Genomic DNA, 15851 nt, shown 5'->3' with positions numbered 1-15851 from the left:
TGATTCGGTCATCTATCCATTATTGAGAAAGGGCCAGCCCTTGTCAATCGCAAAGTTATTGGTTACCATAGTAAACGTATTGAAAGGAGAGAGAACTCTTGGGTAAAGCTATCAATGATAAAGACTCACAAGTAAGCTATCTGAAACAACGCCTGAACCTGTTCGTCGACGTGCTGGATTCAATCGACCCGGAACAAGCGGACATTGACGATATCGATCGCCTGATCGCCATGATCGATGACATAGAAGTGAAATGCGAACAATTTAAGAAAAGCGAGTAGGAGTCCTGGATGGGGCTCTTATTTTTTTGAGGGACGGACCTTGGGGATAGCGATTGCTGGTGCTGATCGGGAAATTTGTCATGTCTTGTAGAACCGTCCATTTCCCCATCCATCACACGCCCTCCGAATCCACAAGCAGGAATTCCCCGCGGAAACGTCAAACTTTAATACAAAACCATCTATTAAAGGAGCGACACCCCATGATCATCACACCCATCCAAGTACACCAAAGCGAGCAGGCAAAAAACGTGATCCTCTCTGGATTCCTTGAACGGTTCGGATTCATCGATCACTCGCTGAACCCCGATATTCATGATATTTCCACAGAGTATGACGGCACGCAGCATCATTTTTTTGTAGGAAAAGAGAATGAAAACATCATCTGTACCGGCGCGATCCGGAAAGAATCAGAGAACACCTATCAGATTGTCCGGATGTCTGTGCTGTCCCCATACAGAAAACGTGGACTGGGCCGCATCATGCTTCGACATCTGGAAGGAAAAGCACACTCCCTCGGTGCCCAACGACTCGTCCTCGAAACAAATAAACAGTGGGCGGATGCCATCCAATTTTATCAAAACAATGGGTTCATCTATATGGAAGAAGACGAGATTTCTTGTTATTTCGAGAAGGAAATTCCATTGTGAAATCCCTTTCAATCTTATTCTTATAGGAGTATAATGATGTATGAAAATTACGACTGTTATTGAGATCTTTAGAGGGGGAGAACGATGAATAAAGAGACATTACAGCAAAGTATGTACGATCTGATTGTGGAAACGTCCACGAACCTGCCAAAGGATGTGCGCCGTGCGATCCGCTCGGCAAAAGCCCGTGAGAACGCAGGCACGCGTGCAGCGATGAGCCTGGACACGATTTCAAATAACGTAAAGATGGCGGATGACAATGTATCCCCGATTTGTCAGGATACAGGTCTTCCTACTTTTAAAATAAAAACACCGGTCGGCGTGAATCAGCTCCAGATCAAGGAAGCGATCTATGCGGCCATGGTACAAGCGACAAAGGACGGAAAGCTCCGTCCAAACTCTGTAGATTCCTTGACGGGTGCGAATTCAGGGGACAATCTCGGTCTTGGGACGCCTGTCATCAAGTTCGAACAGTGGGAAAAGGATTATATCGATGCGCGCCTGATCTTAAAGGGCGGCGGTTGTGAAAATAAAAACATCCAGTACAGCCTTCCGTGTGAGCTTGAAGGTCTGGGCCGTGCAGGACGTGACCTTGACGGGATCCGTAAATGTGTGATGCATTCGGTGTATCAGGCGCAGGGACAAGGCTGCAGTGCCGGTTTCATCGGTGTCGGAATCGGTGGGGACCGTTCTTCCGGTTATGATCTGGCCAAAGAACAATTATTCCGTTCCGTCGATGACGTGAATCCGCATGAAGATCTTCGTAAGCTGGAAGAGTATGTGATGGACCATGCCAACGAGCTTGGAATCGGCACGATGGGATTCGGCGGGGAAACGACTCTTCTTGGTTGTAAAGTGGGCGTCATGAACCGGATTCCGGCAAGCTTCTTTGTATCCGTTGCGTATAACTGCTGGGCGTTCCGTCGTCTGGGTGTGAAACTTGATCCGGCAACTGGTGGAGTCGATGAGTGGTTCTATCAGGAAGGTGACAAGATCGATCTGACAGAAGGATCAGCGGCCGAGCTTGAAACGGCAGCGGCAAGTTCAGGGGAACAGCCAAATGTAGTCGTTCTTGAAGCTCCGATCACGGAAGAGAAAATCCGTGAGCTGAAAGTGGGAGACGTCGTTCACATCAACGGTCGCATGTACACAGGCCGTGACGCGATCCACAAGCATCTGAGCGAAAACGATGCACCGGTTGATCTTGACGGACAGATCATTTATCACTGTGGACCGGTCATGCTGAAGGATGATGAAGGGAACTGGCACGTGAAAGCAGCCGGACCGACAACGTCCATCCGTGAGGAGCCTTATCAAGGCGATATCATGAAGCGCTTCGGTATCCGTGCCGTCATCGGTAAAGGCGGAATGGGTCCGAAAACCCTTGCCGCCCTGAAGGATCATGGCGGAGTGTACTTGAATGCCATCGGTGGAGCGGCTCAGTACTACGCAGACTGCATCAAAGGGGTAGACGGCGTCGATCTGATGCAGTTCGGTATCCCGGAAGCGATGTGGCACTTGAATGTAGAAGGCTTCACGGCCGTTGTGACAATGGATTCACACGGAAACAGTCTGCACGCGGAAGTCGACAAATCTTCTTTAGAGAAGCTGGCTCAGTTCAAGGAAAAGGTGTTTAAATAAGAAATTGGTACCATCCCGTACGTGCTGCGGGGTGGTTTTTTATTGGTTATTTATGTTAAAATCAGGATGAAACTTTCACGAGTGTTCATTCGTATGTCATACAAACAGGAGTTGGAGGGCGAGTATGATTTTTAATAAATTATTTGGCATGTTGATTCTTACCTTGATGATTTTCTTAACAGGATGTGCGGCCAATCCTGAAAAAGAAGCGGATATCACGTCCATTGAGGATGTGAATGTGGATATGTTAAAAGAAAATAGCGGAACCTATGTAGGAGATAACTCGAAAGTGCAGGCGATCCTGCAAGAGCTGCCCGGTGGGGAAACCATCAAAGAAATCGATCTTTCCGGTGAAATGGTGAAGGTGACATACGGCTATGAAAAAGAAGGGAAGCTATCTGAAAGCGATGTGAATGAATTCTGGTTCGACGGCAGCAACGTCAACCGGAAGAACTTTTACTACAACGCCATTTATCTGACGCTTCTTGTACCGAATGCAAAGGAGTATCACTTCACCGTCGATGAATCCATGGTGTCGGTCTCCAGGGATAAAATGGTCGCAGGATTATCCAAAGAATTCAGCGACTTCCCGAAAAACGACGACATCTGGGACAATAAAACCGTCTCCACCTTCATCGAAGAACACGAAGGCAAACTGACCGAAATGGCAACGAAGTATCAGACTTTTTTTGAGTAGAGGGACGGACCTTGGGTTTGGAAAAGGAATGGCAACGCGAACAACCTGTATGTCGGTTGCAAACCAAAATCACCACATGAACACCCATTTCTGGATACTATTAGTACACATGAATCCTTCCCGTTCTCAAAAACTAAGGGAAATGCAAGGGAAAGAAGGGTTCAATGTTGCGAAAATCACTAAAAGTGTTGATCATAGCGGCAATCTTAGTATTGCTCATACCCGCCGAGGCTTATGCAGTATCCAATAATCCGATCGGCTGGGGTTTCAAAAAGAGTCAAAATGAAGAACAGCCGGAAGCAGGCGCTGCCTATGACCAGCTCCTCGATAAATACGATGCCTTCTATAAAGGCTCACCGGATAAAAAGGTGCTTTATGTCACTTTCGACAATGGATACGAAAACGGCTATACAGAAAAGATCCTCAATGTACTAAAGCGGGAGAAAGTCCCTGCCACCTTCTTCGTGACAGGTCACTATCTGCTCAGTGCAGAAGACCTCGTGAAGCGCATGGCGAAAGAGGGGCATATCATCGGGAACCATTCGTGGCATCACCCGGACTTCACGGCAAGCTCCGATCAAAAGATCAGGGAAGAGCTCGAGAAGGTGAAAGTGAAAACGAAAGAATTGACCGGCCAGAAAGAAATGAAATATCTGCGTCCGCCAAGGGGCGTCTTCTCGGAACGTACGCTCCAAATCGCCAAAGAAGAAGGCTACACACACGTCTTCTGGTCACTTGCCTTCATCGATTGGAAGACCGACCAGCAAAGAGGATGGAAATACTCCTATGACAACATCATGGCCCAGGCGCACCCAGGTGCCATCATCCTTCTGCATTCCGTCTCCAAAGACAACGCAGACGCACTCGAAAAAGCCATCCAAGACCTCAAAAAACGGGGCTACACATTCAAAAGCCTCGATGAGCATCCGATGATGAAATAAGAAGCTGAATAAGAGGGACGGACCTTCATTCCTAGGACTTGGTCCTAGGAATGAAGGTCCGTCCCTCTTCTGTTTATGCTATAATACACATACAAGTTTTGTGCGGAAGGGTGAGGACAATGGCAGGCAGGAGTGTTAAGGTAGAAGGTCCGTATGATTTTGACCGGGTGCTGGACAGGCTGGCTTTAGATCCGTTGAATGCCGTGGATCAGGAGAATCGAAGCGTGAAAGTCCCGTATTATCTAGGCGGAGAAAATGGTGAGGTGATCGAGATTCAGGCAACGGGAACAACAGATGAGCCCGAATTCATGATCACGTTTGAAAATGAAGAAAATCTGGAAGCGAAACAAAACCGCATCTCAGACATTTTCCAATGGCAAACCGGTCTCCACGACATGCACGCGCATTTTCTGGAAACCGACCTGAAGCCGATCTTTGAGGAGCATGTCGGAACACCGCTCGTCCTTGAGTTCGATCCCTTCGCAACCATCGTGAAAAGCATCATCCATCAGCAGCTGAATCTGAAGTTCGCCTTTACCCTGACCCATCGATTCGTCACCACGTACGGTTGGGAAAAGGATGGAGTCTGGTTCTACCCGTCACCTGAGAAAGTAGCGGTCCTCACAGTGGAAGAACTCAGGGAGCTCCAATTCAGTCAGCGGAAAGCGGAGTATGTGATCGGCATTGGACAGAAGGTGTCAACCGGCGAACTCGACCTGAATCAACTGGCGAAACAAACAGACGAAGAGGTCATCAAGGAGCTCACAAAAATCCGCGGCATCGGACCATGGACGGCACAGAGCTTCCTCTTATTCGGGCTCGGAAGGCCGAACCTTTTCCCGAAAGCGGACATCGGCATCCAAAACGCCATCAAACAATTATTCCAAATGGAACAGAAGCCGACTATGGACGAGCTGGATGAATTCAGTGCGGCCTGGCACCCTTATTTAAGCTATGCATCACTCTATTTATGGAGAAGTATCGAATAGAACGGACGTGAACCAATGAAAAAGCAATACGCAAAAAAGCCACAACATAATGATGTGAAAATCGAGCTGAAACAACAGTTTCCTCTGACCATAAAGAAAATCGGTATCAACGGGGAAGGAGTCGGTTTCTTCAAGCGTAAGATCGTCTTCGTACCGGGAGCCCTTGCAGGGGAAGAAGTGGTCGTAGAAGTGACGAAGGTCCACCCGAAATTCACCGAAGCCCGTATCAAGAAGATCCGGAAAAAGTCACCACAGCGTGTGAAAGCACCATGCCCGGTCTATGAGCTATGCGGAGGCTGCCAGCTTCAGCATCTGTCTTACGAAGGACAGCTAGATGCCAAACGCGACATCCTTCTTCAATCCCTTGAGCGCCACACGAAGCTTAAGCTTGAAGACATGGACATCCGTCCGACGATCGGCATGGATAACCCGTGGCATTACCGGAACAAAAGCCAGTTCCAGGTCGGGACGCAAAACGGCAAGGCCATTGCAGGCTTGTACAGCATGAATTCCAACAAGCTGATCGACATCGATGAGTGCATCGTGCAGCACCGGCTCACGAACAAAGTGACAAACGAAATCAAACGTATCATCAACGACTTCAACATCCCTGTTTTTGATGATAAAAAGAAAAAGCCGATCCTAAAAACGATCGTAACGCGTGTCGGATTTGAAACAGGGGAAGTGCAGGTCGTCCTTGTGACGTCCGAGAAAAAAATCCCCCGCAAGGAATTGCTGATTTCGGAAATCCAGAAACGTCTTCCTGAAGTCGTTTCCATTGCCCAAAACATCAATCCGCAGAAAACGGCCCTCGTCTTCGGGGACGAAACGATCCATCTTTCTGGAAAAGAAAGCATCGAAGAACGCCTGGAAGAGTTCACCTATGAATTGTCCGCACGTGCCTTCTTCCAGCTGAATCCGATCCAGACGAGCAAGCTGTATAACGAAGCGAAGAAAGCGGCAGCCCTTACTGGTGAAGAAAGAGTCGTCGATGCCTACTGTGGAGTCGGGACGATTGGATTGTGGCTAGCAGGTGGAGCGAAAGAAATCCGGGGAATGGACGTCATCAAGGAAGGAATCGATGACGCGAAGAAGAACGCGAAGAAATTCGGAGTCGAGCATGCCGAATACTTTGTCGGCGGTGCTGAAACCCTCATGCCAAAATGGAAAAACGAAGGCTGGCGTCCCGATGTCGTCGTGGTGGATCCGCCGAGGACGGGCTGCGACAACAAGCTTCTCGATACGCTGAAAGAAGTGAAGCCAAAGACATTCGTGTATGTATCGTGCAACCCGTCGACGCTTGCGAAGGATATCGACTATTTGAAGAAGCAGTACCGGGTGGACTATTTGCAGCCGGTGGATATGTTCCCGCAGACAGCGCATGTGGAGGTTGTCGCGAAGCTGGTTCTTAAGTAATAAGTGGATTCACTGTAAACACTCTCTATTTTACTGGTTACGATCACACTTTAAAGCAAATACTAGGGCATCCCTCCATCATCGAGGGATGCCCATTTTTGATCATACCGGCACATCCTTCAAGCAGATGACTGTTCAAATAGTTAAACATCTATTAAGATTTCCTTTGAACAACCACAAGGAGGCAAAATCATGAACAACAAATATAAAGAGTTATTAACACCCTATACATTTAAAAACGGAGTCGAATTAAAAAACCGGATCATCATGGCACCGATGACGAACTTTTCATCGGATGAGAAGGGCAATGTCACGGATGCGGAAGTTGCCTATTATGAAAGACGTTCTCAAGATGTCAGCATGGTGATTACGGCCTGCACATATGTAACGCCTGATGGAAAGGGGTTCCCCGGTGAGTTTGGCGGGGATTCCGATGAAATGATTCCAAGCCTGGAACGATTGGCGAAAGGAATCAAGGATCAAGGCGCTAAAGCGGTCCTCCAGATATTCCACGGGGGTGTACAATGCCCACCTGACCTGGTTCCTGATGGGGATGTTGTTAGTGCCAGTGACGTAATGGGTGAAAATGGAGAGAAGAAAGCGAGAGGCTTATCGGAAGCTGAAATCGAGAATATCATCGAAGCTTTCGGTGAGACTACCCGCCGCGCGATTGAAGCAGGCTATGATGGCGTCGAGATTCACGGAGCTAACGGGTACCTGATCCATCAGTTCTTTTCACCGATGACCAATCAGAGACAGGACCGTTTTGGCGGCAGCCTTGAAAAACGCATGACGTTCCCACTTGCCATTGTGGATAAAGTGAAGAGTGTGGTCGCGGAGCATGCGGATCCATCCTTCCTCGTTGGATACCGTTTCTCACCAGAAGAGCCGGAAGACAATGGATTCACGATGGGGGATACCCTTACCCTTGTGGATGCCCTTTCTGACAAGGGTCTTGATTACCTTCATGTATCCCTGTTCGATTTCTTCTCGAAGCCAAGAAAAGGCGTGGAGGATCTCGAGAAATCAAGAATGGACTATCTATTGGAAACGATCGGTGACCGCGCGCCATTGATCGGGGTAGGTTCTATCTACTCTGCAGACGATGCCCATAAAGCATTAGGTTCAGGTGTGCCGTTACTGGCTCTCGGCCGCGAACTCATCATCGATCCTGATTGGCTGAAGAAAATCAAAGAAGGAAAAGAAAATGAAATCGTGACGGAGATCGACAAAGGAAAGCAGGAAGAATTGGTCGTTCCTGATCCGTTATGGAATGCGATTGTGAACACTCCTGGCTGGTTCCCTGGAGTATAAGATTTCGATCAGGCATTGAAAGAAAATGGCGTGCCATCTGACACGTCATTTTCTTTTTTTTTGTTGAATGGATGGTAGCTTAATAAAATCCGCACAAACAGATTACAAAATGTCAATTATAATTGACATTTTGTAATCTGTTTAATAGTATATATATGGAAGGAGATGAATTTCCTTGAAAAACAAACGGATGAAGATAGCCCGCGTTGAATCTGATGTATCTCAAGAACAATTGGCAAGGATTGTCGGAGTGACCAGGCAAACCATTAATTTAATCGAATCAGGTAAATACAACCCTAGTCTAAAACTATGTATTGACATTAGCAAAGCACTGAATAAGACGTTAAATGATTTATTCTGGGAGGAATGAAGAATGAATGCTGGAAAAATTGTGAAAGAAGTAAAATGGACCATTCTTGTATCGTTGCTTGTCAGCCTGGCCCTTTTAGTTACGTGGTTTATTTTCGAAATATCGGATATTCCATTCGCCAACAAATCCCTCTTAGCTCTTTCCCTCATTTCTTCTAGCGCAGCCCTGGCTTCTTTCCTAAAACTATTGAAAATAAAAAAGGATCCTAATGTGATGGTGTCCGAGACGGATGAACGATTGGTAGCAGAGAAAAATGAAGCCGATTCGAAAGCCCTGAAGTTACTTCAAGGTGTTTTGTTTTTATCGTATTTGGGATACACATTTATCATTCCAGAGGATATCTTCAAAGCGACCGGCTGGTGGATCTCGCTGGGGACCCTGCTTTTATCCTTGTTCGCTCCATTGATGTTTCGACGTATCACGAAAGAAATGTAAGTGAATCAGTTGGTATTCCTTATGGTCATGTGGAAGTAATTCATGAAGAAAGGTGGAAGTAAAAATGGCAAAGGGTATGTTTTTACTCATTATTGTATTAACCGTAGTCATTATTATAAGAAGAAAAAAGAAATAAATCTTCAAAAAATGGCGTGGTCATATGACCACGCCATTTTTTCTTACATTGCTTTTTTATCCCACATTTTGCTCAGAACCCTTATTACCGGGAGCAAACCAGCCCAACAAGGCAATCCCCACCAGTACTCCGTAGAATATCAGGGTCCATACGGTACTATGCGGAAAATCATGATCGAGCACCCCGATATCCTCATGGGCTAGGGTGATGACGGCAAGCTTCACTCCGACCCAGGCAACAATGGCATAAGCTGTCGTTTCCAGAGCAGGGCGCTTTTCCAGAAGCTGAACGAACCAGGTGGCTGCATATTTGATGAGGATCAATCCTGCAATTCCGCCAAGAACGACCACAATGAATTGTCCGCCGTCCATGCCGCCGAAATCTCCAAGGGGAGAGTCAGGCAGGCCAAGTGCAAGGGCGACAGCGGCAAGGATGGAATCAATGGCAAAAGCAAGGTCTGCCAGGGCGATTTTTCCAACCGTCGGCCAGAATCCTTTGCCGGCAGCTTCTTCTTCCGTTTCTTCCTGATTCTTCTCATTATCTTTCCCGAACTTCGCTTTGATGACATGTTTGAGCCCCAGATACAGCAGGTAAGCTGCACCGATCGCCTGGATCTGCCAGACATTTGCGATGAATGAAATGGCAAAAAGGGCCACAAACCTGAAGGCAAACGCCAGGAAAATCCCGTATTTTATCGCTCGTTTCTTTTCATCTTCTGGTAAATGCTTCGCGATGACTGCGAGCACGAGGGCGTTATCTGCTGACAATAAGCCCTCGAGGCCGATTAAGATTAATAAAGTCCATCCATATTCTAACCAAATTGATTCCAAGTGTATCGCTCCCATCAAAAATGCTAGCCTAAAAGTACTCTTTAGCTTATCTTACCACTTATTTTCCATCTAATACGAATCTAAAATGGTTTTGCACGATAGGAGGTTTTCGTGTTATAGTAAATTTACTAATTATGACAGGAGTGATGGGTGGACGATGAAGAACTAATCTTATTTTCGAGACGTTTGAAATTCCATATTTCAAATTAACCTAAATAGGATTAGTCTGCCCATTTTTATACATGTTTTTAGCTATTGATCATCCATAGCTTTCTTTGTGCGCAGTGCTAATCCTTCCAGAACCATTGGGAGGATTTTTTTGTTCTCCCTTTTTTGAAGAGAGGGGAAGATGGTATGAGAGAATTGATGAAACTATTGAATATAAGCTATGAAGTGATGGACGGGAAGATTTTTGAAGGGGTGAATGCCGGCGTGCAGGAAGGGGAGGTCATCGGGATCATCGGACATAACGGTGCCGGAAAGTCGACGCTGCTGCAACTGATCGCAGGTGAACGGACCCCAACGGAGGGGCAGATTCAATGGCTTCGGGATGCAACCATCACCATGGTGGAGCAGGAAACGGAGACCCATTCTTCGGAAGGACTGACCCCTTCTGAAAGTAAGCTGCGGGAGAAATGGCAGGTGCCGACGCATGAATTTCAGCAGTTGAGCGGGGGAGAGAAGCTGAAGGCGAGACTCGCCAACGGGTTCTCTCAAAAGGCTGACCTCCTGTTATTGGATGAGCCGACGAATCATCTTGATCAAGAAAGCCAGAAATTCCTGACCACACAGATCAGGGACTACAAAGGGACCATCCTTCTCGTTTCCCATGACCGCTATTTCCTGGATGAGGCTGTGACGAAGATCTGGTCCATCGAAGGAAAGAAGCTCATTGAGCATAATGGGAATTATTCCAGTTATATGGATGCGCGGAAGCAGCGGAGGCTGACGCAGCAGCGGGAATATGAAAAGCAGCAGAAAATGGTGGAGCGGATCGAGAGCCAGATGAAGGAACTCACCTCCTGGTCGAAAAAAGCCCACGCCGAGTCCACGAAACAGGAAGGGTACAAAGAACATTACCGCGTCAAAGCAAAACGCATGGACACCCAGGTCAAATCCAAGCAAAAACGCCTGGAGAAGGAACTAGAGAAAGCAAAGGTGACAGAGGTCGAAGAAGAACATAACGTCCGCTTCAGCATCCAATCCACACACAAAACAGGGAAACGGTTCCTTGAAGTGAGGAATCTGAAAAAATCCTTTGAGGGACGGACCTTATTCAAGAACGTCCATTTTACCATCCAGCATGGGGAAAAAATTGCGGTCACAGGACCGAACGGAAGCGGGAAAACGACATTGCTGAAGATCATCCTTGGAGCGGAAGCGGCAGAAGGGGATGTTTGGGTGTCGCCGTCTGCCACGATCGGCTACCTGACCCAGGAAGTGTTCGATCTGCCCCTCGACGAGACACCGGGAGAGCTTTTTCATAAAGAAACCTTTGCGGAAAGAGGGAAAGTCCAGACGTTGATGAAGCATCTTGGATTCCAGACGTCTCATTGGAAGGAACCGATCCGAAATATGAGCATGGGAGAACGGGTGAAGATTAAGCTGATGAAATATATCCTGGAGGAAAAGGATGCCTTAATACTGGATGAACCGACGAACCACTTGGATCTCGCTTCACGTGAACAGCTGGAGGAAACCCTTTCCCAGTACAATGGAACTCTGATCATCGTCACCCATGACCGATATTTCCTTGAGAAAACGACGGACATCAAGCTGGTGATCGAAAACGGGACCATAAAGAAGGAGCTGGATGAGCCGGCATCTGAACGTGATGACAAAGAAGAACAGCGGATGAAACTCGAGACGGAGAGGCAGGAAGTGCTGGGGCGTCTCAGTTTTATGGTACCGGGAGATGAGGGATATGCAGAACTCGACAGGAAGTTTATCGAATTGAGTAGACAGATGAATGAATTGAAGTGATAAAAGGGACGTTCCGAATCAACATGGAACGTCCCTTTTTTTATCACCTATACCAAAAAAGTCCAGACAATACCAAAAGAGTGCTAGTGAAAGCGATTACAAACACTCAGAATTCTCAATATAATTAACCTTGAGCTTGATAACAAAGGGGGAGTAAGAAATGAGGAAAACGGTAAAAGTTGTTTCAATGTTAATGGTTCTCATTCTATTCATGGGTATGCTTGCAGCATGTAACAGTAGCAGTACGGGTGGCAAGAAGGGTGTCAGTGTAGGAATCGTCCTGCCGACAAAAGACGAACCGAGATGGGTGCAGGATGAAAAGCGCTTTAAAGATGCGTTGAAGGATTCCGAGTATACCACGGAAATTCTGTTCAGCCAAGGCTCTTCTGCCAAGGAGAAAGAAAATGTAGAAACTCTGATCAATAAAGGGATCGACGTACTGATCATCACGCCGCAGGATGGGGCTGCAGCAGCGGCTGCCGTTGAGTCAGCGAAGAAGGAAGGCATTACGGTCATTTCATATGATCGTCTGATTACGAATACAGATGCGGTTGATTATTATGTGACATTCGACAGCGTAGCCGTTGGGGAAGCCCAGGGACAATACCTGATCGATCACGCTGAGGGCAAGGATGTACCACTTTACTTGTATGCCGGTGCAGCTTCCGATAACAATGCGTTCCTGTTCTTTGAAGGCGCTTGGAAAGTCCTTCAGCCGAAGATTGCAGATGGAACATTTAAAATCGCGAATTCAAGTGAAGCAGAGTCACTTAAGGATACAGCTGAGTTAAGCCGTGACGAAATGAGTAAAATCCTTGGCCAGGTGACAACGAACTGGGATCCGAACGAAGCGAAGAACAAAGCACAAACACATCTGACAGCAGCAGGCGCGGATATGAAGGGGAATGTGGCCGTCCTTGCACCGAATGATGGTACAGCACGTTCCATCGCGGATGTATTTGCTTCTGACAAAGCAGTAACCAGCTACGTTGTCACAGGTCAGGATGCAGAAAAAGCGTCTGTTCAATATGTGATTGATGGTAAACAGTCCATGATAGTCTTCAAAGACGTACGTACGCTTGTAACGGATGCCATGGGCATTGCCGTTGACGTACTGGATGGAAAAACACCTGAAACGACGGGTTCTTATGATAATGGTAAGAAAGATGTTGAAGCGAAGCAAACGGAAGTCATCGTGGTTGATCAAGACAATGTGAAGGAAGAACTGATCGATTCAGGATATTACAAAGCGGACGAATTTACAGGATTAAAGGAATAGCCATAAGCGGGATGGTGGCCGGAAAGCCGCCGCCATCCTGTATTGTCATTGCTTTTGTTAAAGGGGGTTAAGTGTGATGAAGAAGTATTTGTTAGAAATGAATGATATCTCCAAGGAATTTACGGGTGTCAAAGCACTGAGTGATGTGAATTTCAAGGTGGAAGAAGGGGAGATTCATTGCTTGATAGGTGAAAACGGTGCTGGGAAATCCACGCTAATGAAAGTGCTGAGCGGGGTGTATCCGTATGGGACGTATACGGGGGACATCGTGTTCGATGGAGCCGTTCAGCAATTTAACAAAATCAGTGACAGTGTCAACACAGGGATTGCCATCATCTATCAGGAGCTGGCTCTCTTTCCGGATCTGACCGTTTATGAAAATATTTTTGCAGGGAATGAAGTAAAGCTCGGTGGTTTCATTGATTGGAACCGGACCATCGTGGAGGCGCAGAAGCTTCTGAATAAAGTGAAGCTGGATGTGAATCCCGATACTCTTGTGAGGGACCTCAGCGTAGGGAAACGCCAGCTGGTCGAGATAGCGAAGGCTTTGAGCAAAGACGTGAAATTATTGATTTTGGATGAACCGACAGCAGCATTGAATGAAGACGACAGTGAGAATCTGCTGGAATTACTGAAGGATCTGAAAAAACAAGGCATCACATGTATCATGATTTCCCACAAGTTAAAGGAAGTCATTCACATCGCCGATAAGGCGACCGTTCTCAGGGATGGTAAAACCATTTGCACCCTGGATGCATCAAAGGAAGAAGTATCGGAAGGGATCATCATCAAGAATATGGTGGGCCGTTCCATTGAAGATATCTACCCGAAACGACCGAATAAATCCCATGGTGACCCCATTTTGGAACTTCAAAATTGGTCTGCCTATGACCCGCAGCTTGGCAGACAGGTGATCAAGAATGTGGACCTTCATGTGAAAAAAGGGGAAATCGTAGGGATTGCGGGCCTCATGGGATCTGGTCGAACAGAGCTTGCCTTGAGCATATTCGGCAATGCGAAATCATACAAGCTTGAAGGAAACCTTATATGGAATGATAACCTTACCACACTCAAACATACGAAGGATGCCATCAAGGCAGGAATCGCTTATGTAACAGAGGATCGTAAAGATGACGGGCTTTTCCTTTTGCAGGATATTAAAAGTAATATATCGGCTGCCAATTTAGGCGGAATCTCCTCCAAAGGGGTGATCAATGATAATGAAGAAATCAAGGTGGCTGAACGCTATCATTCTTCTCTTCATATCAAGGCATCTTCCCTTGAACAGCTCGTCGGGAACTTGAGCGGGGGGAATCAGCAGAAAGTATCCATCGGGAAATGGCTCTTCGTTGGACCGAAGCTTCTCATTCTGGATGAACCGACCAGGGGAATCGATGTCGGGGCGAAGTTCGAAATCTATACGGTGATGAACGAGCTGATCGAGCAGGGACTCAGCATCATCATGATTTCCTCCGAGCTCGGGGAAGTACTCGGGATGAGTGACCGTGTATACGTCATGGCCCAGGGTGAGATCAAAGGGGAACTACAAGTGGACGACGCCAGTCAGGAAAAAATAATGGAACTTGCAACGCAATAAGGGGGTAAACACATATGAATATCTTTCAAGAAACTAGAATGCTGATTCGCGACAACATCCGTGATTACGGCATGTATATTGCACTATTCGCTATCATACTTACATTTACGTTTATGACGGACGGGTTATTCATGACGTCAAGGAACATTAGTAATCTATTGGATTCTGCAGGTTATATCGCCGTGCTTGCTGTCGGGATGACCCTTGTCATCGTCATCCGGCATATCGATCTGTCTGTCGGGTATGCGGCGGGATTCCTTGGTGCCATTGCAGCCATCCTGCTGACACAAGCGGGTCTTTCCACATGGCTGACAATTCCGATCATCCTCATCATCGGAGCCATCGTCGGGCTATTCAACGGTCTTCTTGTGGCGCAGATCGGAATTCCATCTTTCGTGGCGACGTTAGCCGGAATGCTGATTTTCCGCGGAGCGCTTTTGCAGGTGACGGAGAAGACAGGGACCATCATCATTCAGGACGACCATTTTAATGCCATTGGAAACGGGTTTATCCCATCCCTGATGGAAGTGGGCGGACTTCATCTTCTATCCCTTCTTGTGGGGCTCGTCGGGATCATCCTCTATATTTATAGTGAAATCTCGACAAGACGAAATAAGATCAAATACGAGTTTGAAGTCATCTCTTCACCGATTTTCGCCTTGAAGCTCGTCTTCGTTTCAGCCATCATCGGATATGTGACATGGATTCTTGCGGGATATCACGGATTTTCCTGGACGGTCATCATCATTCTGATCGTTGTGGTCGTCTATCACTTCCTGACCTCCAAAACGGTCCTTGGCCGCCATATTTATGCCGTGGGAAGCAATCCCGAAGCGGCCCATCTCAGCGGGATCAATGTAAAGAAAATCACCTATATCGTCTTCGGTTCAATGGGGATGCTTGCAGCTCTATCCGGTATATTGTTCACATCACGTCTTCAATCCGCCACGACCACTGCCGGAACGTTATTTGAACTGGATGCCATCGCTGCTGCCTACGTGGGAGGGGTATCATCTGCAGGCGGTGTCGGGAAAGTGACGGGTGCCATCATCGGGGCCATCGTCATGGCTTCATTGACAAGTGGCATGAACCTCCTTGGCGTCGGGATCTCCTATCAATATATGATTCGCGGAGGGGTGCTAGCAGGGGCTGTCATCTTTGACGTCATGACCCGCAAGAAAAGATAATCGAAGCAGCCGGATTCCTTAGGAGTCCGGCCTTGTTCTTTTTTTAAAAAATGCTGTTGTTGATTGAGAATATTCAAAAAGTACATGAACCGTCCCAAAGTTTCCTGT

At 47.1% G+C, this 15851-nt stretch carries 15 protein-coding genes; 14 read left to right on the top strand and 1 reads right to left on the bottom strand.

The genetic code is table 11. The features are described from left to right. The first annotated feature begins 98 nt into the window (after positions 1-98). From BVI01S_RS02920 to BVI01S_RS02875, 10 genes are all read left to right on the top strand, one after another. A complete protein-coding gene (locus BVI01S_RS02920) occupies positions 99-281 on the top strand; it encodes an SE1561 family protein (protein WP_034761313.1) in 183 nt (60 codons plus the stop codon). Between the two features lie 200 nt (positions 282-481). Next, positions 482-928 carry a GNAT family N-acetyltransferase gene (locus BVI01S_RS02915; protein ID WP_061809170.1) on the top strand — a complete coding sequence of 149 codons (447 nt, stop codon included), beginning with the start codon at positions 482-484 and terminating at the stop codon, positions 926-928. A gap of 84 nt (positions 929-1012) precedes the next feature. Continuing rightward, entirely contained in the window at positions 1013-2569 is a 1557-nt protein-coding gene (locus BVI01S_RS02910; RefSeq protein ID WP_061809169.1) for a fumarate hydratase, read from the top strand. Positions 2570-2693: 124 nt separating this feature from the next. After that, the gene (locus BVI01S_RS02905) at positions 2694-3266 is read left to right on the top strand and encodes a DUF4825 domain-containing protein (RefSeq protein ID WP_061809168.1); all 573 of its coding nucleotides are present in this window, start codon (positions 2694-2696) and stop codon (positions 3264-3266) included. A gap of 164 nt (positions 3267-3430) precedes the next feature. Beyond that, complete coding sequence (pdaA, locus tag BVI01S_RS02900; RefSeq protein ID WP_094075130.1) at positions 3431-4207, top strand: delta-lactam-biosynthetic de-N-acetylase; 777 nt, start codon at positions 3431-3433, stop codon at positions 4205-4207. Between the two features lie 119 nt (positions 4208-4326). Then, positions 4327-5196, top strand: coding sequence for a DNA-3-methyladenine glycosylase family protein (locus BVI01S_RS02895; RefSeq protein WP_061809167.1), 870 nt, complete (start codon positions 4327-4329; stop codon positions 5194-5196). A gap of 15 nt (positions 5197-5211) precedes the next feature. Further along, on the top strand, positions 5212-6612 hold the full coding sequence (gene rlmD, locus BVI01S_RS02890; RefSeq protein WP_061809166.1) for a 23S rRNA (uracil(1939)-C(5))-methyltransferase RlmD: 1401 nt from the start codon (positions 5212-5214) through the stop codon (positions 6610-6612). 192 nt (positions 6613-6804) lie between these two features. Continuing rightward, positions 6805-7926: an NADH-dependent flavin oxidoreductase gene (locus BVI01S_RS02885; protein WP_034761325.1), complete on the top strand. Its 1122-nt coding sequence runs from the start codon at positions 6805-6807 to the stop codon at positions 7924-7926. A 175-nt stretch (positions 7927-8101) separates the two neighbouring features. Then, positions 8102-8296 carry a helix-turn-helix transcriptional regulator gene (locus tag BVI01S_RS02880; protein ID WP_061809165.1) on the top strand — a complete coding sequence of 65 codons (195 nt, stop codon included), beginning with the start codon at positions 8102-8104 and terminating at the stop codon, positions 8294-8296. 3 nt (positions 8297-8299) lie between these two features. Next, on the top strand, positions 8300-8731 hold the full coding sequence (locus tag BVI01S_RS02875; protein WP_034761329.1) for a hypothetical protein: 432 nt from the start codon (positions 8300-8302) through the stop codon (positions 8729-8731). Positions 8732-8923: 192 nt separating this feature from the next. Here the strand turns inward: BVI01S_RS02875 and BVI01S_RS02870 are convergent, their stop codons facing one another. Continuing rightward, positions 8924-9697, bottom strand: a complete 774-nt coding sequence (locus BVI01S_RS02870) for a TerC family protein (protein ID WP_061809164.1) — start codon at positions 9695-9697, stop codon at positions 8924-8926. Positions 9698-10051: 354 nt separating this feature from the next. Here BVI01S_RS02870 and abc-f point away from each other — a divergent pair, with 354 nt between their 5' ends. The 4 genes from abc-f to BVI01S_RS02850 all read left to right on the top strand — a co-directional run bounded on the left by abc-f (position 10052) and on the right by BVI01S_RS02850 (position 15743). Then, positions 10052-11680, top strand: coding sequence for a ribosomal protection-like ABC-F family protein (abc-f, locus tag BVI01S_RS02865; protein ID WP_061809163.1), 1629 nt, complete (start codon positions 10052-10054; stop codon positions 11678-11680). A 160-nt stretch (positions 11681-11840) separates the two neighbouring features. Then, positions 11841-12959: a sugar ABC transporter substrate-binding protein gene (locus BVI01S_RS02860; protein WP_061809162.1), complete on the top strand. Its 1119-nt coding sequence runs from the start codon at positions 11841-11843 to the stop codon at positions 12957-12959. A 76-nt stretch (positions 12960-13035) separates the two neighbouring features. Continuing rightward, entirely contained in the window at positions 13036-14556 is a 1521-nt protein-coding gene (locus tag BVI01S_RS02855) for an ATP-binding cassette domain-containing protein (protein WP_061809161.1), read from the top strand. A 14-nt stretch (positions 14557-14570) separates the two neighbouring features. Further along, complete coding sequence (locus BVI01S_RS02850; protein ID WP_061809160.1) at positions 14571-15743, top strand: sugar ABC transporter permease; 1173 nt, start codon at positions 14571-14573, stop codon at positions 15741-15743. The last annotated feature ends 108 nt before the right edge of the window (positions 15744-15851 follow it).

Origin of the sequence: Rossellomorea vietnamensis NBRC 101237 (assembly GCF_001591825.1) — a bacterium.
Classification (GTDB): Bacteria; Bacillota; Bacilli; order Bacillales; family Bacillaceae_B; genus Rossellomorea; species Rossellomorea vietnamensis.
The sequence above is the reverse complement of the archived record's forward strand: the minus strand, read 5'-3'. Positions and strand labels throughout refer to the sequence as shown.

What these genes read in the sequence shown, in the direction of transcription:
- BVI01S_RS02885 (WP_034761325.1), top strand. Translation starts at nt 6,805, where the DNA reads ATGAACAACAAATATAAAGAGTTATTAACACCCTATACATTTAAAAAC.
- abc-f (WP_061809163.1), top strand. Translation starts at nt 10,052, where the DNA reads ATGAGAGAATTGATGAAACTATTGAATATAAGCTATGAAGTGATGGAC.
- BVI01S_RS02895 (WP_061809167.1), top strand. Translation starts at nt 4,327, where the DNA reads ATGGCAGGCAGGAGTGTTAAGGTAGAAGGTCCGTATGATTTTGACCGG.
- BVI01S_RS02905 (WP_061809168.1), top strand. Translation starts at nt 2,694, where the DNA reads ATGATTTTTAATAAATTATTTGGCATGTTGATTCTTACCTTGATGATT.
- rlmD (WP_061809166.1), top strand. Translation starts at nt 5,212, where the DNA reads ATGAAAAAGCAATACGCAAAAAAGCCACAACATAATGATGTGAAAATC.
- BVI01S_RS02850 (WP_061809160.1), top strand. Translation starts at nt 14,571, where the DNA reads ATGAATATCTTTCAAGAAACTAGAATGCTGATTCGCGACAACATCCGT.
- BVI01S_RS02875 (WP_034761329.1), top strand. Translation starts at nt 8,300, where the DNA reads ATGAATGCTGGAAAAATTGTGAAAGAAGTAAAATGGACCATTCTTGTA.
- BVI01S_RS02915 (WP_061809170.1), top strand. Translation starts at nt 482, where the DNA reads ATGATCATCACACCCATCCAAGTACACCAAAGCGAGCAGGCAAAAAAC.
- BVI01S_RS02910 (WP_061809169.1), top strand. Translation starts at nt 1,013, where the DNA reads ATGAATAAAGAGACATTACAGCAAAGTATGTACGATCTGATTGTGGAA.
- BVI01S_RS02860 (WP_061809162.1), top strand. Translation starts at nt 11,841, where the DNA reads ATGAGGAAAACGGTAAAAGTTGTTTCAATGTTAATGGTTCTCATTCTA.
- pdaA (WP_094075130.1), top strand. Translation starts at nt 3,431, where the DNA reads ATGTTGCGAAAATCACTAAAAGTGTTGATCATAGCGGCAATCTTAGTA.
- BVI01S_RS02855 (WP_061809161.1), top strand. Translation starts at nt 13,036, where the DNA reads ATGAAGAAGTATTTGTTAGAAATGAATGATATCTCCAAGGAATTTACG.